21 protein-coding genes are annotated in these 22,384 nt (G+C 57.7%); 11 read left to right on the forward strand and 10 right to left on the reverse strand.

The genetic code is table 11. From position 1 onward, the window contains the following. Positions 1 to 63: 63 nt before the first annotated feature. From BN874_RS13470 to BN874_RS13480, 3 genes are read left to right on the forward strand one after another with little or no spacing between them, the layout of a single operon-like run. Positions 64 to 309, forward strand: a complete 246-nt coding sequence (locus BN874_RS13470; protein WP_034434363.1) for a type II secretion system F family protein — start codon at positions 64 to 66, stop codon at positions 307 to 309. A 37-nt stretch (positions 310 to 346) separates the two neighbouring features. Next, positions 347 to 595, forward strand: a complete 249-nt coding sequence (locus tag BN874_RS13475) for a hypothetical protein (RefSeq protein ID WP_034434364.1) — start codon at positions 347 to 349, stop codon at positions 593 to 595. Positions 596 to 630: 35 nt separating this feature from the next. Beyond that, positions 631 to 1,122, forward strand: a complete 492-nt coding sequence (locus BN874_RS13480) for a hypothetical protein (protein WP_051497840.1) — start codon at positions 631 to 633, stop codon at positions 1,120 to 1,122. A gap of 13 nt (positions 1,123 to 1,135) precedes the next feature. Here BN874_RS13480 and mazG read toward each other — a convergent pair whose 3' ends face one another. From mazG to BN874_RS13495, 3 genes are all read right to left on the reverse strand, one after another. Next, positions 1,136 to 1,930: a nucleoside triphosphate pyrophosphohydrolase gene (gene mazG, locus BN874_RS13485; protein WP_034434366.1), complete on the reverse strand. Its 795-nt coding sequence runs from the start codon at positions 1,928 to 1,930 to the stop codon at positions 1,136 to 1,138. A 13-nt stretch (positions 1,931 to 1,943) separates the two neighbouring features. After that, entirely contained in the window at positions 1,944 to 2,732 is a 789-nt protein-coding gene (locus tag BN874_RS13490; protein WP_034434367.1) for a slipin family protein, read from the reverse strand. 249 nt (positions 2,733 to 2,981) lie between these two features. Next, positions 2,982 to 5,249, reverse strand: coding sequence for a YgiQ family radical SAM protein (locus tag BN874_RS13495; protein WP_154724938.1), 2,268 nt, complete (start codon positions 5,247 to 5,249; stop codon positions 2,982 to 2,984). A gap of 481 nt (positions 5,250 to 5,730) precedes the next feature. Between BN874_RS13495 and hemC the strand changes: the two genes are divergently transcribed. The 4 genes from hemC to BN874_RS22695 are packed head-to-tail and all read left to right on the forward strand — an operon-like array spanning position 5,731 to position 10,198. Beyond that, on the forward strand, positions 5,731 to 6,663 hold the full coding sequence (gene hemC, locus BN874_RS13500; protein WP_034434368.1) for a hydroxymethylbilane synthase: 933 nt from the start codon (positions 5,731 to 5,733) through the stop codon (positions 6,661 to 6,663). A 12-nt stretch (positions 6,664 to 6,675) separates the two neighbouring features. Then, positions 6,676 to 7,479: a uroporphyrinogen-III synthase gene (locus BN874_RS13505; protein ID WP_034434370.1), complete on the forward strand. Its 804-nt coding sequence runs from the start codon at positions 6,676 to 6,678 to the stop codon at positions 7,477 to 7,479. After that, positions 7,476 to 8,927 (forward strand): uroporphyrinogen-III C-methyltransferase, encoded by a 1,452-nt coding sequence (locus BN874_RS13510; RefSeq protein ID WP_034434371.1) that lies wholly within the window; start codon positions 7,476 to 7,478, stop codon positions 8,925 to 8,927. Before BN874_RS13505 ends, BN874_RS13510 begins: the two co-directional genes overlap by 4 nt. Then, positions 8,924 to 10,198 carry a heme biosynthesis HemY N-terminal domain-containing protein gene (locus tag BN874_RS22695; RefSeq protein ID WP_051497841.1) on the forward strand — a complete coding sequence of 425 codons (1,275 nt, stop codon included), beginning with the start codon at positions 8,924 to 8,926 and terminating at the stop codon, positions 10,196 to 10,198. The genes BN874_RS13510 and BN874_RS22695 overlap by 4 nt, the downstream gene beginning before the upstream one ends. 90 nt (positions 10,199 to 10,288) lie before the next feature. Here BN874_RS22695 and BN874_RS13520 read toward each other — a convergent pair whose 3' ends face one another. From BN874_RS13520 to ubiD, 3 genes are all read right to left on the reverse strand, one after another. Next, a complete protein-coding gene (locus tag BN874_RS13520; protein WP_051497842.1) occupies positions 10,289 to 11,188 on the reverse strand; it encodes a glycosyltransferase family 2 protein in 900 nt (299 codons plus the stop codon). 48 nt (positions 11,189 to 11,236) lie between these two features. Beyond that, positions 11,237 to 12,253: a CDP-6-deoxy-delta-3,4-glucoseen reductase gene (locus BN874_RS13525; RefSeq protein WP_034434373.1), complete on the reverse strand. Its 1,017-nt coding sequence runs from the start codon at positions 12,251 to 12,253 to the stop codon at positions 11,237 to 11,239. A gap of 72 nt (positions 12,254 to 12,325) precedes the next feature. Further along, positions 12,326 to 13,789: a 4-hydroxy-3-polyprenylbenzoate decarboxylase gene (gene ubiD, locus BN874_RS13530; RefSeq protein ID WP_034434374.1), complete on the reverse strand. Its 1,464-nt coding sequence runs from the start codon at positions 13,787 to 13,789 to the stop codon at positions 12,326 to 12,328. 240 nt (positions 13,790 to 14,029) lie between these two features. Here ubiD and BN874_RS13535 point away from each other — a divergent pair, with 240 nt between their 5' ends. Together BN874_RS13535 and BN874_RS13540 are read left to right on the forward strand one after the other, a co-directional pair. After that, entirely contained in the window at positions 14,030 to 14,563 is a 534-nt protein-coding gene (locus tag BN874_RS13535; RefSeq protein WP_034434376.1) for a TRAP transporter small permease subunit, read from the forward strand. A 1-nt stretch (position 14,564) separates the two neighbouring features. After that, positions 14,565 to 16,028: a TRAP transporter large permease gene (locus tag BN874_RS13540; protein ID WP_034434377.1), complete on the forward strand. Its 1,464-nt coding sequence runs from the start codon at positions 14,565 to 14,567 to the stop codon at positions 16,026 to 16,028. Between the two features lie 55 nt (positions 16,029 to 16,083). Here the strand turns inward: BN874_RS13540 and BN874_RS13545 are convergent, their stop codons facing one another. Further along, positions 16,084 to 17,208 (reverse strand): TRAP transporter substrate-binding protein, encoded by a 1,125-nt coding sequence (locus BN874_RS13545; protein ID WP_034434384.1) that lies wholly within the window; start codon positions 17,206 to 17,208, stop codon positions 16,084 to 16,086. Between the two features lie 227 nt (positions 17,209 to 17,435). Between BN874_RS13545 and BN874_RS13550 the strand changes: the two genes are divergently transcribed. Both BN874_RS13550 and BN874_RS22700 read left to right on the forward strand, forming a co-directional pair. Continuing rightward, positions 17,436 to 18,635, forward strand: coding sequence for an RtcB family protein (locus BN874_RS13550; protein ID WP_034434385.1), 1,200 nt, complete (start codon positions 17,436 to 17,438; stop codon positions 18,633 to 18,635). 197 nt (positions 18,636 to 18,832) lie between these two features. Further along, positions 18,833 to 19,528, forward strand: a complete 696-nt coding sequence (locus tag BN874_RS22700; RefSeq protein ID WP_051497843.1) for a tetratricopeptide repeat protein — start codon at positions 18,833 to 18,835, stop codon at positions 19,526 to 19,528. Between the two features lie 60 nt (positions 19,529 to 19,588). Here the strand turns inward: BN874_RS22700 and BN874_RS13560 are convergent, their stop codons facing one another. Genes BN874_RS13560 through BN874_RS13570 form a run of 3 tightly spaced genes read right to left on the reverse strand, consistent with a single transcriptional unit; the run spans position 19,589 to position 22,301 of the window. Continuing rightward, a complete protein-coding gene (locus BN874_RS13560; protein WP_230314440.1) occupies positions 19,589 to 19,924 on the reverse strand; it encodes a DUF2782 domain-containing protein in 336 nt (111 codons plus the stop codon). Positions 19,925 to 19,973: 49 nt separating this feature from the next. Next, positions 19,974 to 21,956, reverse strand: coding sequence for a serine/threonine-protein kinase (locus BN874_RS22705; protein WP_051497844.1), 1,983 nt, complete (start codon positions 21,954 to 21,956; stop codon positions 19,974 to 19,976). 12 nt (positions 21,957 to 21,968) lie between these two features. Continuing rightward, entirely contained in the window at positions 21,969 to 22,301 is a 333-nt protein-coding gene (locus BN874_RS13570) for an STAS domain-containing protein (protein ID WP_034434388.1), read from the reverse strand. Between the last annotated feature and the right edge of the window lie 83 nt (positions 22,302 to 22,384).

A 22,384-nucleotide genomic window follows, 5' to 3' on the forward strand; every position in this document is an offset into this window, starting at 1 on the left:
CGTTGGCGGCGTTCGTTGCGCCTCTACCGGCCTTGATACAAGGCGCTATCGGGCCGGTCGGCGGTGGCCGAAACCCTGGGGCGGTATGGCGTGGTGGACGATGCCGGTACAGTAGCGTTATTCGCCAGTGGCGAGACGGCGGGGCGACTGGACCAGGTGATCCGCCATCAATTACGCCAGTGGGATACCCAGCTCGAACTGCAATGGGATACCTTGGCGGAATGGATACCCCGCTTGCTGTACGCAGCGGTGGCGGGGTTGATGGTGGTGGGAATCATGAGCGGCTATCGGAGCTTGCCGATGCCGTAAATTATTCCGCTCTGATCGGGTTTATCGGGAGAAAACGATGGCGACATTTCACGAATTGCAGACCCAGCAGCGGGCGCTGCTGGATAATTTGGATGAACTTGAAGAGGCAACCGACGCGCTGACTGAGAGACTGCATGGCTTCGCCGACACCGACGAATTCACCAATCATCAGGAACAACTGGCCTGGTTGCATCGCCAGCGCGCCGGTTTACTGGTGGTGCTGAGCGAAACCGAACGGTCATTGCTGACGTTTGACGTCCGCGATGACGTTATTATTCTCCGCTGAAAATCGCACCATCGCTCACAGAATGCCCACTCCACATGCCCAGACTCCAGCCCTTGCTACTGACCACCGCTATCGTGCTGCTGTTGATGGGTCACCTGCTCTGGGGTTGGATCCCGATTCTCGACAGCGCCAACCTGGTGTTCCATGAGGCCGGTCACCCTATCTTTGGGATTCTGTCCTCGCGTCTCATGGTGTACGGCGGCACGTTGATGCAACTGCTGATTCCAGCCGCATGCGCCTGGGAATGCTACCGCCACCAGCAGCCTTATGGTTATTACGCCTGTCTGGTTTGGGTGGGGGCGAATCTATTGAATATCGCACGGTACATGGCGGACGCCCGCGCTCATCAATTGCCGCTGGTCGGGGGTCTGGACCCGGAGGAATTCCACGATTGGACCGAAATTCTGACCCGGTGGGGTCTGCTGAACCAAGATACCGCGCTCGCGTTTCTGGTGCGGGTCAGCGCCCTCGTATTGATGGCGTGGGTACTCAAGCGGGCGTGGATGACTTCAGCGCTAAAGCACTAAACTGAACGCCTGGTCAGCGTTCATCGCCCTTCGCCCGCTCCCACAGCGCATCCATTTCCGCCAGCGTGGATTCTGTGGGAGTGCGACCTTCTTCCGCCAGCCACGCCTCAATCCGCCGAAACCGCCGCTCAAACTTGGCATTCGTTCCGCGTACCGCCGCTTCCGGGTCGATCTGGAGGTGACGAGCCAGATTAGCGCAGGCGAACAGTACATCGCCCAGTTCATCGGCTAGCCGTTCCGGCGGCGCAGCGCTGGCGATTTCGTGGCGGATTTCGGCGATTTCCTCTTCGATTTTGGCCAGCACCGGCTCGACCGCGCCCCAGTCAAAGCCGACCCGCGCCGCTTTCTTCTGCAACTTGACCGCCCGGGTCAACGCCGGCAGCGCCAGCGGGATTCCGTCCAATACGCCAGTCGGTTGTCCAGGTTTTTCAGCCGCTTTGATCCGCTCCCAGGCGGCGATCTGTTCGGCGGCAGTCGCATAACGCTCATCAGCGAACACATGCGGATGACGGCGGATCATCTTCTCGACAATGCCATGCGCCACATCGTTGAAATCGAAGCGGCCTTCCTCGCGGGCAATCTGGGCGTAGAACACCACCTGAAACAACAGATCACCCAGTTCCGCCTGCAATTCCGTCCAGTCTTCACGGGCAATCGCGTCGGCGACTTCGTAGGCTTCCTCGATGGTGTGGGGAACAATGGTGCTATAGGTCTGTTCCCGATCCCACGGACAGCCGTTATCGGGATCGCGCAGCCGAGCCATCACTTCCAACAGGGCATCCACTGGCGATAATGCGGGATCGGCCATAGGTGCCGGGCTATCAGGATTGTTCTGGGGATGCTCCAAGCGATTTGCTCCCGCTAGCGGTATTCTGAGTTATGGTGACAGGGGATGATGCAGGCATACCCAACATGAGGGTATTGCCTGATGACTGGCCGAGAGTCTGTACCAGCCGCAATTGCAAAAGCGCAGGATTGGACTCAATCATTTTGGCCGCATTGGCGAGACTGCGCAGGGCCGCCATTTCTCCTCTGGCCTTTTCCAGCATCGCTAACCCTTCCTGGCGGGCGCTGACCACTTGCGCGAAAACTTCTTTCAGCTTGCCCGGAAACATAATGTCCTTCAGGTTGACGCTGATTAACTTCAGGCCAATATCCATGGCCTTGGGAGCGGTGATTTCCAGCAACTTGCCGGATAATTCATTTCTGCTTTTCAGAATGGCGTCAATATCGGCAGCGCCCATGATTTCCCGCAACGCCAGTTGCAATTCCAGATAAAGCGCGTCTTGAAAGCTCTGCGTCTTATGCGTCGCCAATAGAGGGTCGGCAATCTCGTAATTGGCGGCAAGGCTCACTTTCAGCGTTATTCCGTCCGCGCTGAGTACTTCCTGCCCGGTTATCGACGCAAAACGCGGTCTGATGTCGAGCTTTTGGATAACGGCAAAGAGCGGTGAATACCAATACTGTCCGGCTGCTAATATTTTGCTGAATTGACCCTTGACGTACATCAACCCTCTTTCATATTCAAGAATGGTGATGCGCCGAATGGCGAACTTGAAGAAAAGAGTGAGAAGGACAATTAAAACAAGGCTTGGAATCAGATATTCCATCAGTCCGCTTCCGAAAATGTCCCATCCCAAGGAATCCCAAAGCGACGGCGGAGACCAGGGTCTGCAAAGCCGAAGAGCTGGCGTATTAAACCGATCCCTTGGGAGGGAACGACAGGTTTGGTGTTCTTTTTGGAACACACCCAGAAGGAAGGGCTACATGCGGGAACCGGGCGGTGATACCGGCCTGAGCCGCTGCCATCTTCCTTACAGTCGGCATTTTATCCGCCGGTTGCCGCAAAAGTCATCCGGCTATCGCGATGGCCGAGGCGAGCGGCGGCCACTACCGCAAGGACTGCCTTGAGTAAAGGCCCGCGCTGGTCGCTGGTTCAAGGTTACCGGTTTAGGCGCAGGGCTGCGAGCGACTCGCGAACCATCGGCGCGGGGTGGCAGGCCGGTGTGCTGAGTTAACACGGTTTGCGGGCCGTGCTTGCGGCCGGCGCGGGTGCCTTCACCGCCACCGAGTCCAGTGCCGGTCGGTTGCCAAGTCGGAATCAGATGGCGTTTGCCGTTGCCGATTAACTCACTGCGGCCCATTTGTTTGAGCGCGTCACGCAATAATGGCCAGTTCTCGGCATCGTGATAGCGCAGAAAAGCTTTGTGCAATCGGCGCTGTTTTAACCCCTTGGCCGAAATAACCTGTTCGCCCCGGTCGCGATGAATGCCTTTGAGCGGATTGCGGCCAGAGTGATACATGGCGGTTGCCAGCGCCATTGGACTGGGCAGAAACGCCTGCACCTGATCGGCGCGAAAGCCGTTCTTTTTCAGCCACAGCGCCAGATTCAGCATGTCCTCATCGGTGGTTCCTGGATGGGCGGCGATGAAATAGGGAATCAGATATTGTTCCTTGCCCGCTTCTTTTGAATACTTCTCGAACAACATCTTGAATTGATCATACGCGCCCATGCCCGGTTTCATCATTTTGGCGAGTGGCCCGGACTCGGTGTGTTCGGGCGCGATTTTGAGATAACCGCCGACATGATGCGTCACCAGTTCACGCACATAAGCCGGATCGCGCACTGCCAGGTCATAGCGTACCCCAGAAGCGATCAGCACTTTTTTAATCCCAGGCAACTCCCGTGCTTTGCGATACAGGCCAATGAGCGATGAATGATCAGTATTCAGATTCGGGCAGATGTCCGGGTAAACACAGGACAATTTGCGGCAACTCTGTTCAATCTCGCTGGATTTGCAGGCGATGCGGTACATATTGGCGGTTGGCCCGCCCAAATCGGAAATAACCCCGGTAAAGCCGGGCGTCCGATCCCGAATCTCTTCTATTTCGCGCAGGATTGATGTTTCCGAACGGGATTGAATGATCCGACCTTCGTGTTCGGTGATTGAGCAGAAGGTGCAGCCGCCGAAGCAGCCGCGCATGATGTTGACCGAGAACCGGATCATTTCATAAGCCGGAATCCGGGCATTGCCGTAGCTCGGATGTGGAACGCGGGCATACGGCAGATCGAAAACCGCGTCCATTTCCGGCGTGGTCAATGGAATCGGCGGTGGATTCAGCCACACCTCGCGGTCACCGTGGCGTTGCACTAAAGCACGGGCGTTGCCGGGATTGGTTTCCAGATGCAGCAACCGCGAGGCATGGGCGTACAGCACCGGATCGTTTTTCACCTGATCGTAGGCGGGCAGCCGGATCACGATTTTGGCACGGTCGTGGCGGACGATGCGACGTTGGAAATGGATCGGCTGAACCGGCGGTGCAGCGGTTTCAGCGGGCGCAGACGTTGAACACGGGGTATTTTCCACCGGCGTCACCGCATACGGATCGGGATGTGCAGCGACCGGGCCGGGCTGATCCAGTTCGGTCGAATCCATCTCGACCCAGCCTTCTGGCAAGCCCTTGACCGTGAACGCCGCCCCGCGCAAATCGTGCATCGTTTTGGGTGGTTCACCAGCAGCGACGCGATGGGCGACTTCGACAATGGCGCGTTCGGCGTTGCCGTACAGCAGCAAATCGGCCTTGGCGTCCAGCAGAATCGAACGCCGCACCTTGTCCGACCAATAGTCGTAATGGGCGATGCGGCGCAAGCTGGCTTCGATGCCACCGATGATAATGGGTGCTTCGGGATACGCTTCACGACAGCGCTGGCTGTAGACGATCACCGCCCGATCCGGCCGCTTGCCGCCTTCATCGTTGGGGGTGTAGGCGTCGTTGTGGCGCAACCGCCGATCCGAGGTGTAGCGGTTGACCATCGAATCCATGTTGCCCGCCGCGATCCCGAAAAACAGGTTGGGCTGGCCCAATGCCCGAAACGGTTCCGCCGAAGTCCAATCCGGCTGAGCGATGATGCCGACCCGGAACCCTTGCGCTTCCAGCAGGCGGCCAATAATCGCCATGCCGAAGCTGGGATGATCAACGTAGGCATCGCCGGTGACGATGATGATGTCGCAGGAGTCCCATTCCAGCGCCTCCATTTCGGCGCGGGACATCGGCAGGAAGGGTGCAACGCCAAAGCGGGCGGCCCAGTATTTACGGCGAGAGAACAGCGGGGGAGCGGGGTGCATTAACATCCAGTAAGCCAATTAAAGTTCTTTGCGGATAAAATCCAAGGTTTGATTGGTTTTTTCCAACAGCGCACTATCATAAATATCCTCCTGTAAATTTTCCTGTGATCGGAACTGTGGGGCAGGCAGGTAAAATGAACAGCACCTATTGAGATCAATGGGTTGGATTCAGTCAACGCCCTCGCCTGACGCTACCAACCCTCGCCATCACAGGAAAATTTACAGGACCAAAACTCTACCACAATGCCTCGCCGTGTAGCTGTTCAAGCATAGAGCATCCCACCGACTTTCCCCCATACCCTCCACAACCGCCAAGATGGCGGGTCAAACCCTCCTGCTGAATCGGGACAGATGAGCTAAACCGTTGCCCATCCGCGCATGGGCGATGGATCCGTTACCGTCCTGCAGTCGGTCTGGGTGTCGCTCATCAACGATTCAACTATTCTGTAGGCTGAAAAAGACACCCTAGCTCATCAAAACCATGCACTCTGACTCCCTGCGCATTGCTACCCGTAAAAGTCCCCTCGCTCTCTGGCAAGCGGAACACGTCGCCGAACGTCTGCGCCGAATGTACTCCGGCTTGCGGATCGAGTTAATCGGCATGGTCACTCGCGGTGATAAAATCCTCGACAGTCCGTTGGCTAAAGTTGGCGGTAAAGGTCTGTTCGTCAAGGAGTTGGAGCAGAGTCTTTTGGAGAATCGCGCCGATCTTGCGGTGCATTCGATGAAGGATGTGCCGGTGGATTTTCCCGCCGGATTGGGCCTGCCAGTGATATTGGCCCGCGAAGACCCCCGCGACGCCTGGGTATCCCGTCATGAGACCCACCCCGATGCTTTGCCTGCCGACGCCCGGATTGGCACCTCCAGCCTGCGCCGTCAATGCCAATTGGCCGCCCGTTATCCGCATTGGCAGATTCACAGTTTGCGCGGCAATGTCGGCAGTCGGCTGGCCAAGCTCGATTCAGGCGAATTCGACGCCATTCTGCTGGCAGCCGCTGGCCTCAAACGGCTGGGGCTGGCCGAACGAATCACGCTGACGCTGGAACCGGAATTCAGTTTGCCCGCGATTGGGCAAGGCGCGATTGGGATTGAATGCCGGCTGGGTGATGCGCGGACTCAGGGGATTATCGCCGCGCTCGATGACTCGGCCACCCATATCCGGATCGCAGCGGAACGGGCTTTCAATGCCCGGCTGCAAGGCGGCTGTCAGGTGCCCATTGCCGGTCATGCGCTGCTGGACGGCGATCAGCTCTGGTTGCGTGGGCTGGTCGGCGAACCGGACGGTAGCCGGATCGTCGCGGGCGAAATTCGCGGCCCGGCTGCGGCAGCGGTAAGCCTCGGCGCAGCCCTGGCCGAAGAACTGCTTGGATGTGGCGCTGATGTCATTCTGCAACGGGTTTTTGCGGCGTCCTGAACGGCCTGCGCCATGAATCCTTCCCTGAACGGCCTGACCGTGCTGGTAACGCGACCCGAACATCAGGCCGGCCCGCTCTGCCAATTGATCGCCCAGCACGACGGCTATGCCATTCGCTGTCCAGCGCTGGTTATTGGCGAACCGCAGAACTGGACCCCGGCGCTGGCGGTTCTGGACCGGCTGGATCGCTACGATCTGGCGATTTTCACCAGCGCCAACGCAGTGGATCGGGCCATGCCGCTGATTCAACAACGCGGCGGCATTCCGCCCCGGCTGGAAATCACCGCTATCGGTAAAGCGACCGCCCAGGCGCTGGCCCGCTATGGCATTAACCCCAGTGTGCAGCCCGCCCAAGGCTTTACCAGCGAAACACTGCTGGCGCTGCTACGATTTCAACCAGAGGTCGTCAACAGTCAAGCCATGGTGATCGTTCGTGGCGAAGGCGGTCGGGGACTGCTGGCTGAAACCTTGTCCGCTCGCGGTGCCCATGTTGATCATGCCGAGGTTTATCGCCGTAAGCAGCCGACAACCGATCTCTCAGCCTTGCTGGAACGCTGGCAGCGCGGCCAAATCGGCGCGGTAGTGGTTGCCAGCGGTGAGAGCCTGTTGAATCTGTTTGATATGCTAGGCGCAGCCGGGCAAGATTATCTGCGTGAAACCCCCCTGATTGTGGTCAGTGGCCGCATCCAGCATCTCGCCGCCGCCCAGGGTTGCCGCCGTATTCTGATCGCCCAGGAAGCCAGTGATGACGCCATCCTCACCGCACTGCTCCACCTGACTACTCCATTCTCTTCATCCGTTCGGTACACAACATGACAGACCCGAAATCCGATAATGACGATAGCGACAAGGCCGCGCCGGTTATCAGCGCTGCTCCCCAAAATTCCCCCAACCCCCCTTTGGCAACGATAAGCGAAGCCGGAGTGATTGCTGCACCAACCCCTAAGAGCGGTCGCGGACTGGCCGGTTTCGCGCTCCTGGTTGCGTTGGGCGCCGGCGGCGGCAGCGGCTATCTGTGGTATCTCTGGCAACAGGAACAGACCAGCCAGACCAGTCGGCTGAATCAGGCAATCAAGCAGGCTATCGCTCAACCCAACACTGATCTACAGGGATTGCAAGCCCAAGTTAAAGAACTGCAAGCGCTGAAGACCGCGCTCGATCAATTGCGCACCGAAAGCCAGAACATCCGTGAGCAAACTCTGGGGCTAACGGGCGATCTGCAACCGCTGAAGAACACCATGGAGCTGTACAAGGGCGAGAACGAGATCATCAAGGGCGAGATGAAACTGCTGCGGGAAAGCCATGACGCGCATAAGACCCACGTCCAGCAGCAGAAGGCGGAACTCGACCAGCAGTTGCAGGAGCAGCAGAACCGCTTGGTAAAACAAAGTGATCAGATTCAAAACTTGTGGTTGAGTCACAACGGGCTGGCGGAGAATCTGGAAACGGTCAAGATCGTGGCGGCTAAAGGCGGTGACATCAACGCCTTCCCACTGGCGGAAGTGGACTATCTGCTGCGGCTGGCCGATGCCAAACTGAAGCTGGAACGCAACCTGGCGACTGCCCGACTGGCGCTGGATGCGGCCCAACAGCGGTTGAAAGCGGTTGGTGAAAGCGCCATGACTCCAGTGCAAGTCATGATCGGTGAAGCCATCGCCAGCTTACGCGGCGTCCAACTGCCTGACATTACCGCTCTGTCCCACAAAATCGTGCAGATGGAAGGTGAGGTTGCCAGCCTGCCCTTGCAGATTAAATCCGGAACCCCGGATATCAAGAATGTGGTTAAACCGGCCACTACCGCCACTGTCAGTACCGATACCGACCGTTCCTGGTGGGATCGCACCAGCCAAGCGGTCTGGAACCAGTTCAAGAGCATTGTGGTGATCCGCCGGGTGCGCAGTGAAGCTCCGCCGCTGATCGCGATGGAAGAGGACTTTTTCTTGCGCCAGAACCTGCAACTGGAAATGGAAAGTATGCGGATGGCGCTGCTGCGCGGCGATGCCCAAGCGTATCAGGACTCCAATGAACTGGTTCGCCAATGGATCACAACCTATTTCGACACCGACGACACCCGGGTTGCCACTTTCCTGAGTGAATTGAAAGCGCTGCAAACGGTGCAGTTCAATCCCTATATCCCGGATTTGGCCGGCCTCAATCAGTCCTTCCACGAGGCGCTCGCTCATCGGCAACCGATTCGTCCGGTGCTGATCAAAACTCCGGCGGCGCCCCCCCAGCCGACCGCTAACGGGGAGGGACAACCATGAAATTGCTGGTTGGCATTATCGTTACCCTGTTTACTTCGGTCTGGGTGGCCTTGTCACTTCGGCAGGATCCCGGCTATGCCATGATCAGTTTCGGCGAGTGGTCCATTGAGACCAGTCTCGCCTTTTTCGTCATAGTGCTGATCCTGTCGTTTCTGGCGTTTTATGCGCTGCTCCGGCTGAGCGTTCGGCTGTGGCAAACGCCGGGTCAGACTTTGGCTGCCCATCGGCGGCGGTTGCACAACAAAGCCCGGCGCCTGTTTGAACTGGGCAGTCGGCAAATGGCTGCCGGACAGTGGATTACCGCAGAGAAAACCCTGCTCAAGGGTGCGGAACACAGCGAAACGCCCGCCCTGCATTATCTGAGCGCGGCACGAGCCATTCACCCTCTCAACGACATGAAGTGGCGCCGCGACCTGCATTTGCGCCAGGCTGAGGATTCGCTGGATGCCGATCCGCTCACGGTGCAACTGGCTCGTGCGGAATTTCTGCTGGACGACCGCCAGGCCGAGCAGGCGCGCCCCATTCTGGAATCGCTGTATGTGCTCCATCCCCGCCACCCCGGCGTATTGCAATATCTGGCCAAGGCGTACCAGCAACTCGGCGTCTGGGAGCTATTGCGAAAACTGCTGCCCGAATTGCACAAGCAGAAAGCGCTCGGCCCTGAACGGTTCGCGGAGATCCAGAGCGCGGTTTACCACGCCCTGCTCCAAAGCGCCGCCGCCAGTGGATCGCTGGAATCCTTGCGCACGCTATGGAAACAGACACCAGCGGTTTTGCGCGAGGAAGACGAAGCGTATCTGGTTGAATACGCCACCGCCCTGTGTGATTGCGAAGCCGCTGCCGATGCCGAGACTTTGCTGCGTGAAGCAATCAATCGGCGCTGGAGCCAGCAACTGGTGGTCGGTTACGGGATGTTGGGACGGGGCAACGCGACGGCGCAATTGGCTGCCGCCGAGAGCTGGCTGGTTCAGCATGGCGACGATCCACATTTGCTGTTAACGCTAGGCCGACTGGCCAAGCGCTGCCAGCAGAATGCCAAGGCCCGTGACTATCTGGAACGCAGCATCCAAATCATGCCGACCCCGGACGCTTATCAGGAACTGGGCGAGTTGCTGGAATCCCTGCATGAGCTGACTCACGCCGGCCAATGCTTCCATGCCGGACTGCGGCTGCTGGTCGGCAAGCCGCAGGAGAAACAGGGTGCGATGCTGCCTGCCGCCGAAGTGTCGCAGCAGTTACAGCGACCGATGGGGCCGGCCATAGCCACCTGAATCTGCTCATCCTCTGGCTGGCGGGCGATCAGAAGATTGCTCGCTGGTTTGGAGAGATTCTTCTCCGTCTCACCGCGACTCAACCAACCCTTATTTTTCTGAAAAGGCTTGTTTCATGGTAGTGTCGGTTATGACGCAGCCGGCGCGGCGCAATTCCGTGATCTGATCTGTACCGATCACCTGATGGAACTCCTGATCGAGATCGATAGCGCCTGCTTTATGGCCGCGATAAAAATAGCGCCAGTGCGAACCTTCCTTCTCCGGGCTGCCCTTATTTGCTTCGAGCGCTGCGCCACTCTGTAGCATCTTGCGGATGAACTGTTCTTTGCTTCTGATGCTGTAATGATAAAGCCGGATCGTCTTTGATCTTTCTCTGGTTTCATCACTCATTTCCACGCCGTGATTGCCGGGAGTGATTATCCGGTAGCCTTGAGTCCGGTGAATCACCTTGCTGGTCGGCTTGGTGAAAAGAACATTGTAGCCTTTGAACCCGAATTTTTTCGGCACGGCTTGCCTGACGCAATCGGTCGCGGTCCAGAACTCACCGTTCGCTGCGGGCAGCATCATGTAGGACGGGCAATGAATTTTGCCGGCCCGGCTGCGCGCCAATTCATTTCGCAAAGAACCGCTGGCTGTGTACCAGAATTCATCGGCATCGCTGTTAATGCAGTAGTCAGCATGATACCTGTCGCGGGCCAGTTCGATCATCCGGTGAACCCAAGCCACCTGATCAAAAGCAACTCCCGGCTCGTCGATTAACGCAAGGATGACACCTTCTTTCTTATACTGCTCCAGAATGTCGCGGGTTCCATCACCGGATTGGTGATCGGTGACAATCAATCCGTCTATATCCCTATTGGCATGATAGCGCAGATGCCGTTCAATGATATCGGCTTCATCCCGCACCAGGAGGGTCATGATCACTGTTGGCCGCTTGATGCGCGGTTTGCGATTGAGAAAGCTGTAGAAAGGGATGAATATCTTTTTCATGTCGATCCTTGTCACTGACCTGCTGCTAAGCAAATAGCAGAACCGGTTTCAATGCGACGCAAACTCGAAAGAATCGTAGAACAATTGTTCAACCGGCAACCCCCGGTCGGCGAAAGCCACTTTAGCGGCGTCGATCATCAGTGGCGGGCCGCTCATGTAGACCTCGTGACCGCTCAAATCGGGATAATCGTGAGTAACCGCTTCATGCACCCAGCCGGTACCGCCTTCCCAGTCGTCTTCCGGGCGCGGTTCTGACAGAACCGGGGTGTAGCGGAACTGCGGGTGTTGTTCCGCCCAACGGCGCGGCAACTCGTCCAGATACAAATCTGCTTTCGCCCGCGCACCCCAGTACAGGTGCAGCGGTCGATCCAGCCCAATATGGAAAGCGTGTTCCAGCATTCCCTTGAGCGGCGCAAAGCCGGTACCGCCACCGATGAGAATGATCGGGCGCGGTGAATCCTCGCGCAGAAAGAAGGTTCCCAGCGGTCCCTGAAACCGCAGCAGCGCCTTATCCTTCATTTTGTTGAAAACATAGTCGGTGAAGAAACCACCGGGCACCCGCCGAATGTGCAATTCCAGCCATTCATCGGCGTGGGGCGGATTCGCCAGCGAGAAGCTGCGCCGCCGGCCATCAGCCAGCAGAATATCTAGGTACTGCCCGGCCAGAAATTGCAGGCGCTCAATATTCGGGAGCTTCAAATACAGCCGCATTACATCCGGCGCCAACAACTCCCGCCGCTCCACCCGGCACGGCAGCGTCTTGACCGGAAGATTCTGCCCCGCCTTGACCTCGCGAGCTTCGATCACCAGGTCCGAGCGCGGCTGAACCTGACACAGCAATGCCTTGCCCTCGGCCTGTTCACGCTCGCTGATGCCAGGCGGCTTGTCGTTGGGATAAACAACTTCGCCGGAAAGAATCGTGCCCATGCAGGAGCCGCAAGCACCATTGCGGCAACCGTAAGGTAATACGCTACCCTTTTCGCGCAAGGCGGCATCCAGCACTGATTCATGCGCTGCGACCTGGAAGTGATGACCACTCGGCTGGATGGTGACCTGATAAGGCATGGCAGAGTTATCTCCTGTTTGAAATACGCACCGGCTGATTAGAAGTGGATTCCTCCACGCGGTTCACCGGATTCACAATCCCAACTCATTCCACAACGCATCCACCCGCTGTTTCACCGCCGCACTCATAGCAATCGGCCGGCCCCATTCACGACGGGTCTCCCCCCGCCATTTGTTGGTAGCGTCGAAGCCGATCTTGGAACCCAATCCTGACACCGGCGAGGCGAAATCCAGATAATCAATCGGTGTATTCTCGATCATTACGGTATCCCGCACCGGGTCCATCCGCGTCGTCATCGCCCAGATCACGTCTTTCCAATCACGGGCGTTCACGTCATCGTCCACCACGATCACGAACTTGGTGTACATGAACTGGCGCAGAAATGACCATACCCCCAGCATGATTCGCTTGGCGTGACCGGGATATTGCTTGTGCATCGAGACTATCGCCAGCCGATAAGAACAGCCTTCCGGCGGTAAATAGAAATCGGTAATTTCGGGAAACTGCTTCTGCAAAATCGGCACAAACACTTCGTTCAGCGCCACGCCCAGAATGGCGGGTTCATCCGGTGGCCGACCGGTGTAGGTACTGTGATAAATCGGATTTTCGCGGTGAGTCATGCGATCAATGGTAAATACCGGAAACTGATCCATTTCGTTGTAATAGCCGGTGTGATCACCAAACGGCCCTTCCATTGCGGTTTCATCGGGGGCAATGTGGCCTTCCAGCACCAATTCAGCGCTGGCCGGCACCTGCAACTCATTACCCAGACATTGGGCCAACTCAGTACGGGAACCGCGCAGCAAGCCGGCGAAAGCGTATTCCGACAGCGTGTCCGGCACCGGCGTTACCGCAGCCAGAATCGTGGCTGGATCAGCGCCTAACGCCACTGCTAGCGGAAACGGCTCGCCGGGCCGAGCCTGTTGCCATTCGCGAAAATCCAGCGCCCCGCCGCGATGCGCCAGCCAACGCATGATGACCTTATTGCGACCGATCACTTGCTGGCGGTAGATGCCGAGATTCTGCCGCAGCTTATGCGGGCCTTTCGTCACCACCAGACCCCAGGTAATCAGCGGCCCGGCGTCTTCTGGCCAGCAGTGCTGCACCGGCAACCGGGCCAAATCCACATCGGATTCTTCGATCACCCGTTCCTGACACGGTGGCCGGCTGATCTTCTTTGGGGCCATGTCCAGCACTTTTTTGAAAATCGGCAGCTTGTCCCAGGCATCACGCCAGCCTTTAGGTGGTTCCGGTTCCTTGAGAAAGGCGAGCAGCTTGCCGACTTCACGCAGCGCCGCCACCTCGTCCTCGCCCATCCCCAGCGCCACCCGGCGCGGCGTCCCGAACAGATTGGTGAGTACCGGGATGGTATGACCCTTGGGATTCTCAAACAGGATCGCCGGTCCGCCCGCCCGCAGTACTCGGTCGCAAATTTCGGTCATTTCCAGCACTGGATCCACGGTGACGCGAACTCGCTTGAGTTCGCCGATTCGCTCCAATTGGGCCATAAAATCGCGCAAGTCCTTGTATTGCATAAATCACATCTCGTGAGAGTCGGAAAAGGGCCGGATGGAGCGGCCGGGACGATCATTCTAGCAGTGGGGAATGCGGATCGATGGCGACTATTATTCAGTTCCCGTTGCCGTGACTACGGTCGTTACAGGCGTGTTGGCGGCTACACTGGATAAGATTTGGATTGACCAGAGTTTGAAGGCGAAGCGCTTTTTTTGCGCCAGCCCGCTTTTTCTCGCGCCATTCCCCTCTTTGGAGATGACATGAAGTTTCTGCTCCGCATCGCGGCGGCTATTGACGCCCTCAATACGGCTCTTGGTCGCTGGATAAGCTGGCTGATCCTGTTTTGCACCTTGATCAGCGCGCTCGCCGCCACCTTGCGCTATGTCTTCGACTGGGGATCGAACGCCCTGCTGGAAGCGCAATGGTTCATGTTCGGGCTGATATTCCTGTTTTGTGCCGCCTGGACCCTGCGCTTAGGCGGGCATGTCCGCATTGATATTCTCTCTTCGCGCTTATCACCGAGGGCGCGAGTGTGGATCGACCTCTTCGGGACGCTGCTGTTTCTGCTGCCGGTCTGTCTGCTGATCGCGGTTGATTCCTGGAACTTCTTTTTGATCGCTTATCAGACCCGTGAAGTCTCGCCGAATCCAGGTGGGTTGGCGTGGTGGCCGCTCAAGTTTGCTATTCCGACCGCGTTTATTCTGCTCAGCCTGCAAGGCATCTCCGAAATCATCAAGCACATCGCTGCGCTGACCGGTGAGCGACCGCTGCCCGATTTCAAGGGCGGGCACTGACATGGCCGCGTTCCTGATCGCCAATATGGCGCCGATCATGTTTTCGGCGCTGGTGCTGTTCCTGCTGATCGGCTATCCAGTGGCGTTCTCACTGGCGGCGGTCGGCATCGCCTTCGGCCTGATCGGCATCGAACTCGGCCTGCTCACGCCGAATCTGCTGCAAGCCCTGCCCGACCGGGTGTTCGGGATCATGAAGAACGAGATTTTGCTGGCGATTCCATTCTTCACCTTCATGGGGCTGGTGCTGGAACGCAGCGGCATGGCCGAAGCGCTGCTCGACACTATCGGCCAGTTGTTTGGCAGGATTCGCGGCGGCTTGGCCTATGCAGTGATTTTCGTTGGCGCACTGTTGGCGGCTACGACCGGGGTAGTTGCCGCGTCTGTCATTGCCATGGGGCTGATTTCATTGCCGATCATGTTGCGCTATGGCTATGACAAGGCATTGGCCGCCGGGGTGATCGCGGCTTCCGGCACTCTGGCGCAGATCATTCCGCCGTCGCTGGTGCTGATCGTGATGGCCGATGTCCTCGGGCGCTCGGTCGGCGATATGTACATGGGCGCGTTCATCCCCGGCTTGATCCTGACCGGGTTGTATGTGCTGTGGGTTTTTCTGAATACCTGGTTCCGTCCCCATGTTGCCCCGGCCTTGCCGCCGGAAGCTCGCACCCTGCGCGGCTGGGCGTTGGCGCAACGGGTGGCTGTTACCATGGTGCCGCCGTTGACGCTGATTTTTCTGGTGCTGGGCAGCATCTTTATCGGTTGGGCCACTCCCACCGAAGGCGGCGCATTAGGCGCAGTCGGCGCGCTGCTGCTGGCCGGGATCAAGCGCAAGCTGGATCGCAAATTGTTGACTCAGGCAATGGAAGCCACCGCCAAGATCACCAGTTTCGTGGTGTTTATCCTGATTGGCTCCAGTGTATTCAGCCTGGTATTTCGTGGGGTCAACGGTGATTTGTGGGTAGAGCATCTCTTGCTCGATCTGCCCGGTGGTCAACTGGGCTTTTTAATCGTGGTGAACGTGCTGGTATTTCTGCTGGCGTTCTTCCTCGATTTCTTCGAGATCAGCTTCATCATCCTGCCGCTGTTGGCCCCGGTCGCGGAAAAGCTCGGCATTGATCTGGTGTGGTTCGGCATCCTGATGGGCGTGAATATGCAGACTTCGTTCATGCACCCGCCATTCGGCTTTGCGCTGTTCTATCTGCGTAGCGTTGCGCCACCCACCATCAAAACCAGTGACATTTATTGGGGCGCGGTGCCGTTTGTGGTGATTCAAGTGATCATGGTGGCGCTGATCATTGCGTTTCCGGCGCTGGTGACGGTTGGACTTGACCGTCCTGTTCATTCGGGTCAACCGGCGCAGGTGCAAATGCTGGGACAGCCGGACGACTCCGGCAGTTATAACCCGCCTTCCAGCCAGGACGATGCCGCTGATCTGTTCAAACCGTTGCCCAAACCCGCCCAGTAATTGGGCGTAAAAAAACCCGGTAATCACCGGGTTTTGGCAAGGTGTGGAACCGCTCCTATTTCTTCACCCGCAACTGCGCCTGCATGAAGTTAGCCAGCGTCCCCTCGGCCAAGCCAGACCAAATATCGGAGGTTTGCTGGAAGGCGTGCATTGAATCGTAGATCTTCTTGAAGTCGGGATTCTTGGCCGATTCTGCGGCGTAAATCTTCTGCGCAATCTCATAAGCCTCTTTCAGCACGTCGTCGGGATAGCGGCGAAGCTGAGTGCCATTCTGTGCCAGCCGCTGGATGGCCAGCGGATTCTTGGCATCGTAAGCCGCCAGCATGGTGCTATTAGCTTCAGCCGCCGCCGCTTCAAATGCGGCCTGATAAGGTTTAGGCAATTTTTCCCACTGTTCCTTGTTGACGTAGAACGACAGCACTGGACCTGGCTCCCACCAGCCGGGGTAGTAATAGAACTTGGCAACCTTGTAGAAACCCAGCTTTTCATCATCGTAGGGGCCAACCCACTCGGCAGCGTCAATCGCGCCGCGTTCTAGCGCCGGGTAAATTTCACCGCCGGGCAAGGATTGCGGCACCGCGCCCAGCGCTGAGAATACCTCCGCGCCGAAGCCGGGGATGCGGATTTTCAGGCCCTTGAGTTCATCCAGTGACTTGATTTCCTTGCGGAACCAGCCGCCCATCTGAGTGCCGGTATTGCCGCCGGGGAAATTGACCACGTTGTACTTGGCGAAAAGCTCACGCAGCAAGGGCAGCCCTTCACCGTAGTTAACCCAAGCGTTCATCTGCCGGGCATTGAGGCCAAACGGTACGGTGCAGTCCAGCGAAAGTGCTTTATTCTTGCCGTGAAAGTAGTACGAAGCGGTATGGCAAACCTCGACCGTGTTCTGTTGCACCGCATCCAACACTCCAAACGGCGGCACAATCTCGCCGCCGGCGAAGACGCGGATTTCAAATTTGCCCTCGGTAATTTCCGCGATCCGCTTGGACAGCACCTCACCGGCTCCGTAAATGGTGTCCAGACTCTTGGGGAAGCTCGACGCCATTCGCCATTTGAGGGTCGGCAACGCGGTGGGGGTTGGTTGCGGAGAGGGTGACTGGGCGATGACGGGAAGAGCGGTCGTTCCCGCCACGGCAGCCAGACCTAATCCAGCCTGTTTGATGAACTCGCGACGCTGCATGGGTTCCTCCGTAGTTGTGAATTTTTGGCTTTTTGCGATGAGCGGCGCGCCAATGTCCATAGACACACCGCAGTTTGTCAGCATTGGACGGTCTGTTTAACTTTATCAGACCGATGCCGGATTACACTCCAAGCGACGTAGCTTTTTGACAATTGAATGAAATTGACTTAAATTTCAAACAGTTTAGCGTTTAATTTTTCCCGTAATTATTGCAGTGAGTCACCATCATGCCGATTCAGCGAATCATTATCCAAGGCAAAGTTCCAGTCAAAATCTACACCGATGATGTGGATTCACCAGCCGTGAAGCAACTGGTCAATATCGCGCAATTACCCTTCATTCATAGCCATGTGGCGGCAATGCCCGATGTTCATGTCGGTATTGGCGCGACGGTGGGCGCAGTTATTCCCACCAAGGGTGCGATTATTCCAGCGGCGGTCGGGGTAGATATTGGGTGCGGGATGGTCGCTACCCGTCTCAGCCTCACCGCCAGCCAGTTGCCGGATAACCTGCGGCCCTTGCGCACCGCTATCGAGGCGGCAGTGCCAGTGGGTTTCGCCATGCACCCGAACGGTCCCGGCGTACCGGCTTCGGCGGTGCATGCACTATCGGGCGGTCTGGATCGCATCGTTCACAAACACCCAGGCATCCTAAAAATGCAGAAAAATTCCGAGCGCACTTGGGCGCAGCAATTAGGCACTCTCGGCGGTGGCAATCACTTCATCGAACTGTGTCTGGACGAGAACCAGGACGTGTGGGTGATGCTGCATTCCGGCAGTCGCGGCATCGGCAACGTTATTGGCCGCTATTTCATCGAACTGGCGCGTAAGGATATGGGTCAGCATCTTGCCAATTTGCCTGACCGTGATTTGGCCTATTTGCAAGAAGGCGCAGCACATTTCGACGACTATGTGACGGCGGTGCAATGGGCGCAGGATTACGCGATGACTAATCGCCGCGAGATGATGCGGCTGATTCTGGATGCGCTGATGCGGCAATTGCCGCCGTTTACTCTGACTCGGGAGGCTATTAACTGCCATCATAATTACGTCACAGTGGAACGGCATTTCGGAGAAGATTTATTCATCACCCGCAAAGGCGCTATTCGCGCTGGTGTGGGTGATCTGGGAATCATTCCCGGCAGCATGGGCGCCAAGTCCTACATCGTGCGGGGCAAGGGCGAACCAGAATCGTTCTGCTCCTGTTCGCATGGCGCGGGACGACGGATGAGCCGGGGTCAGGCCAAGAAGAAGTTTGATCAGCAGGATTTAATCGATCAAACCGTTGGCGTGGAATGCCGTAAGGACAGCGGTGTGCTGGACGAAATTCCGGGCGCGTACAAGCCGATTGACGAGGTGATGGCTAACCAGTCCGATCTGGTTGAAGTGGTGCATACCCTCAAGCAAGTGGTGTGCGTCAAGGGCTGAAGCAAAAAAACCTTAATTTTATTGACCTATTCCGTATCCCTATACTAGGGTAATAGTTTAGTAACTTTCGCTAAACCCTCAAATTCGTCATACCCGCGAAAGCGGGTATCCAATCTTTTCAGCAGGTTGCTGGATTCCCGCTGACGCGGGAATGACGGCAAGCGAAAGTCCTGGTTTAGTAACTTTCGGAGATTAACGTGATCCCAACGCCCATCTATGAACTGCTTCCGTATCTCTATGTGCTTGCAGGAATACTGGCAGTCGCTGGTCTCGACACCCTCTTTGGGAAAATTTGTGGGGCACTGCTCATCATCGTGGGCATCGTTGTCTATTCGGCGAGAAGGCGTTACCGCCACCGTACTGCGGACATGGCAAGTGCAAAAGCCCACAGCGGTTCCCGTCCTCAGAACGAAGTCAGCCGTAGAAACACCGCCGATCCCGTCAGTCAAGTCAGCCGTAGAAACACCGCCGATCCCGTCAGTCAAGTCAGGCCGAATCCAGAACAGGATTTTGAGAAGGGAGCAGCCAGTGAGGAGAGCGGTCATTATCAGGAAGCATTGCAGTGGTATCGTAAGGCTGCCGACCAAGGCTATGCCCCGGCTCAGGTCAATTTGGGCGCGCTCTATGCTGAAGGTCATGGCGTGTCGCAGGATTTCCAGGAGGCGCTGGCGTGGTATCAAAAAGCTGCTAACCAAGGCTATGCGCTGGCCCAGTTCAACCTGGGAGTGATGTGCATTACCGGCCAAGGGGGAATCTCAAGGGACTCTGTGATGGCTTATGTCTGGTTCTCCCGCGCGGCCATTCAGGGAGATGAAGACGCCCGACAAGCACAGAAGCAGGTCGCAGCAGAATTGACCACCGCTCAAAAAATCCGCGCCACGCAACTGTTGTAGCCCGACTTTTGATGGCAGTTGCTTGCAGGGCGACCACGTTCAGACGACACCCCAGCCCGATCACCAGCGCAACAGCACCCAAGCCGGTATCAACATCCCACTCTGCAAATCGTTATAGCGCGTCTCCAGATTACCGTCGCCGTCGGTATCCACCAGATAATAGGACACACCCTTGGCCGGATTGACCTTGATCATGTACAGCACTCCTCCGGCCCGATATTCCTCGATCACGCCCTGAGCGCCACGACGGCGGATGGTTACTTCCGGTGCCGGGACGTTCTGTTCCCGCGTTGCGTCCGGGGAACCATCGGGGATCGGTTCCAGACCGGCGGGTTTCGCAGCTTCCTGTGCCCAAACCAAACCCGAAGCCAACAGTAACGGAATAACAAATCGCATGCGCATGGTTAATCCTTAACATTGTTGATCATAGTGGGATGCGCCGGATTCACCCCTTTGAATCGGGCAGCGGCACCCGCGAATCATTCCCCAGCCCCGGCGATTTGTCTATCGGATCGAGCGATCCAACGGCCAGAACCTGGTTACGAATCGCCAGCAGGATACGCTGATGCAATTCCGGCCAAACAAACTGTTCGGCCAATTCGGCGATGACCGACAACCGCACCCAGCGCTGATCGTTGATCACGGGTGGCTCCGTATTCGCCGCACCGGTTAGCAACCGATCGGTCAAGCGATTCAAAAATCGGTGCATTTCGGTCGCCAGTACTCGCAGCGCTTCGGTGCGCTCACGGTCTTCCATCCGGGTAGCGAACCGGTACAGCAATCCCAATTGCCGCAATCGGCCCACGAACAACGCCTGCTCAAGATCGTTGCCGGTCATTGCGGCACCGTCCCGCTGCAACTCCGCCTGCACCTGCTGCAACAGTTCCTGGCCCAGAATCCGGCTCAAGCGGTGGGCATTGTCCATGAACTCGGCCAGCACCGCGCCACCCGGAGTGGCCGCTTCCGCCACGGCGGTTTCACTGCCTTCGAGCAGGCGATCCGCCAGTACGATCAGTTCCTCGACCTCAACCAGCAGACTGGCGACCCCGAACCGCGCCAGCGGCCCCCGGCGGTCGATAAATTGCCGAATCAGGCTGTTCACCTTGCCCATTACCTGACTGGCGAACAGAATTTGAGCCTGCTGAACCCGCTGCGCCTCGGTATCGGCTCCCAGTTCTTCCAGCGCCAGCCGCAGCAGATCCAGCCGGGCGAAATCAGCGGAAATCCGCAACAGTTGCGGGTTATCCTCGCTGAACAGCAGTTGATTCAAGGTCCCGGCGTAATCCAGAAAAGCGCCGGTGAGTTGCTGGAGCAGATCGGCGCGGGTCATATCCGCCGCGTGTTCGTGGCCCAACCGGCGGCCAGCTTCCCATAACTGCGCGAACAGGCGTACCCGATCCAGCCAGTCACCCCGCGCATTCTGGAGTACGCGCCCCGGCAGTGGCGCATCGTGGAGGATCGTTTCTGCCAGTGGGGTCAGTGCTGCCCCCCCCCACGCCTGTTGTAACCGCCGCCATTCATCCCGTTCCAGACTCGCTTTGGCAATAGGCCAAGCGGGTTTTGGTAACCGATCCGCCGGCATGACGATGGTGCTTTCGACCGCATCAATTCTTGCCTGGCGCAGCGCTGTCGCAAAGTCGAGGGCACTGCTGAATCTTGCTTTGCGGTCTTTGTCCAGCGCCCGGCGCAATACCGCATCGAATGTGGCCGGTAATGCCCGGTTGATGGTTGAGGGCGGCGGCGGTTCCTCGCACAGAACCCGGTGCATCAGTGCCGCCAGGGTGTCGGCGGTAAACGGCTTGCGTTGGGTGAGCAGGTAATACAGCACGACGCCCGCCGCAAACAGGTCGGCGCGACCATCCACCGGTTCGCCCCGCAGTTGCTCTGGGGCCATATACAGCGGCGATCCCAGTAGATCGCCGGTCTGCGTCAGTTCCGAGCCACCCACATGGGCAATGCCAAAATCGGTCAGAATGAGGGTGTAGTCCGGGCGAACCAGGATATTGGCCGGCTTGATGTCCCGGTGGATCACTCCCTGATCGTGGGCGTAGGCTAACGCATTCAGCAGTTGCAGGATCAGCGCCAGACTCATCGCCAACGGTAGTTTCGGCTGATTTTCCAGCAGCTTGCCGAGTTCCTGTCCAGTGACAAATTCCATCACCAGGTACAGGATATCCTCGTACTCGCCGTAATCGCGCACCCGGACGATGCGAGGATGGTGCAGACGCATCCCAATGTTGGCTTCGCGCCGGAAGCGGGTCAGCATCGCATCGCGCTCCGAGCCGGTCAGCAGCTCGCTGCGCACGGTTTTGATCGCAACCGGCTGGTCGTCGCAGAGGCCAACGCCGCGATAGACCACCCCCATCGCACCACGTCCCAGCAGACTCTCAATGCGATAGGAACCGAAAATCTGACCGTTGTGTAACATGGGAGCATCCCGTTAGCCGAGGGATGCGACCGCCGCCGCAACCGTGGGATGAATGGCGAAGATGGCGGTAAATCCGCTGATGTCGAACACTTCGCGGATCGAGTCGCGCAGCACCGCCAGCGCCAGCCGGCCACCGCTGGTCCGATTGCGCTTGGCCGCTACCAGCAATGCACGCAAGCCCGCACTGCTGATGTAATCCAGTGCGGTGCAATCCACCACCACTGATTCGCTTTGGTCCAGCGCCGCCAGCAGCCGGGTTTCAAATTCGCGACAGCTCAAGCTGTCCAGTCGGCCTACCGGTCCCAGAACGATGACGTGGCCTTGCTGTTGTTGCTGTATTTCCATGGGGGTCTCCTGATCGGGAAAGACATTCTCGATCTATTATTGTCAGGACTTTCGCTTTCCGTCATTCCCGCGTAGGCGGGAAT

The sequence above is a fragment of the Candidatus Contendobacter odensis Run_B_J11 genome, from assembly GCF_000531125.1.
Lineage (GTDB): Bacteria > Pseudomonadota > Gammaproteobacteria > Competibacterales > Competibacteraceae > Contendibacter > Contendibacter odensensis.

Coding starts and splice junctions, on each gene's coding strand:
- BN874_RS13520 (WP_051497842.1), bottom strand. CDS start 11,188: ATGAAAAAGATATTCATCCCTTTCTACAGCTTTCTCAATCGCAAACCG.
- BN874_RS13560 (WP_230314440.1), bottom strand. CDS start 19,924: ATGCGATTTGTTATTCCGTTACTGTTGGCTTCGGGTTTGGTTTGGGCA.
- ubiD (WP_034434374.1), bottom strand. CDS start 13,789: ATGCAATACAAGGACTTGCGCGATTTTATGGCCCAATTGGAGCGAATC.
- hemC (WP_034434368.1), top strand. CDS start 5,731: ATGCACTCTGACTCCCTGCGCATTGCTACCCGTAAAAGTCCCCTCGCT.
- BN874_RS13540 (WP_034434377.1), top strand. CDS start 14,565: ATGGCCGCGTTCCTGATCGCCAATATGGCGCCGATCATGTTTTCGGCG.
- BN874_RS13510 (WP_034434371.1), top strand. CDS start 7,476: ATGACAGACCCGAAATCCGATAATGACGATAGCGACAAGGCCGCGCCG.
- BN874_RS13505 (WP_034434370.1), top strand. CDS start 6,676: ATGAATCCTTCCCTGAACGGCCTGACCGTGCTGGTAACGCGACCCGAA.
- BN874_RS13495 (WP_154724938.1), bottom strand. CDS start 5,249: ATGCACCCCGCTCCCCCGCTGTTCTCTCGCCGTAAATACTGGGCCGCC.
- BN874_RS22695 (WP_051497841.1), top strand. CDS start 8,924: ATGAAATTGCTGGTTGGCATTATCGTTACCCTGTTTACTTCGGTCTGG.
- BN874_RS13480 (WP_051497840.1), top strand. CDS start 631: ATGCCCAGACTCCAGCCCTTGCTACTGACCACCGCTATCGTGCTGCTG.
- BN874_RS13475 (WP_034434364.1), top strand. CDS start 347: ATGGCGACATTTCACGAATTGCAGACCCAGCAGCGGGCGCTGCTGGAT.
- BN874_RS13525 (WP_034434373.1), bottom strand. CDS start 12,253: ATGCCTTATCAGGTCACCATCCAGCCGAGTGGTCATCACTTCCAGGTC.
- mazG (WP_034434366.1), bottom strand. CDS start 1,930: ATGGCCGATCCCGCATTATCGCCAGTGGATGCCCTGTTGGAAGTGATG.
- BN874_RS13535 (WP_034434376.1), top strand. CDS start 14,030: ATGAAGTTTCTGCTCCGCATCGCGGCGGCTATTGACGCCCTCAATACG.
- BN874_RS13545 (WP_034434384.1), bottom strand. CDS start 17,208: ATGCAGCGTCGCGAGTTCATCAAACAGGCTGGATTAGGTCTGGCTGCC.
- BN874_RS13550 (WP_034434385.1), top strand. CDS start 17,436: ATGCCGATTCAGCGAATCATTATCCAAGGCAAAGTTCCAGTCAAAATC.
- BN874_RS13490 (WP_034434367.1), bottom strand. CDS start 2,732: ATGGAATATCTGATTCCAAGCCTTGTTTTAATTGTCCTTCTCACTCTT.
- BN874_RS22705 (WP_051497844.1), bottom strand. CDS start 21,956: ATGTTACACAACGGTCAGATTTTCGGTTCCTATCGCATTGAGAGTCTG.
- BN874_RS13570 (WP_034434388.1), bottom strand. CDS start 22,301: ATGGAAATACAGCAACAACAGCAAGGCCACGTCATCGTTCTGGGACCG.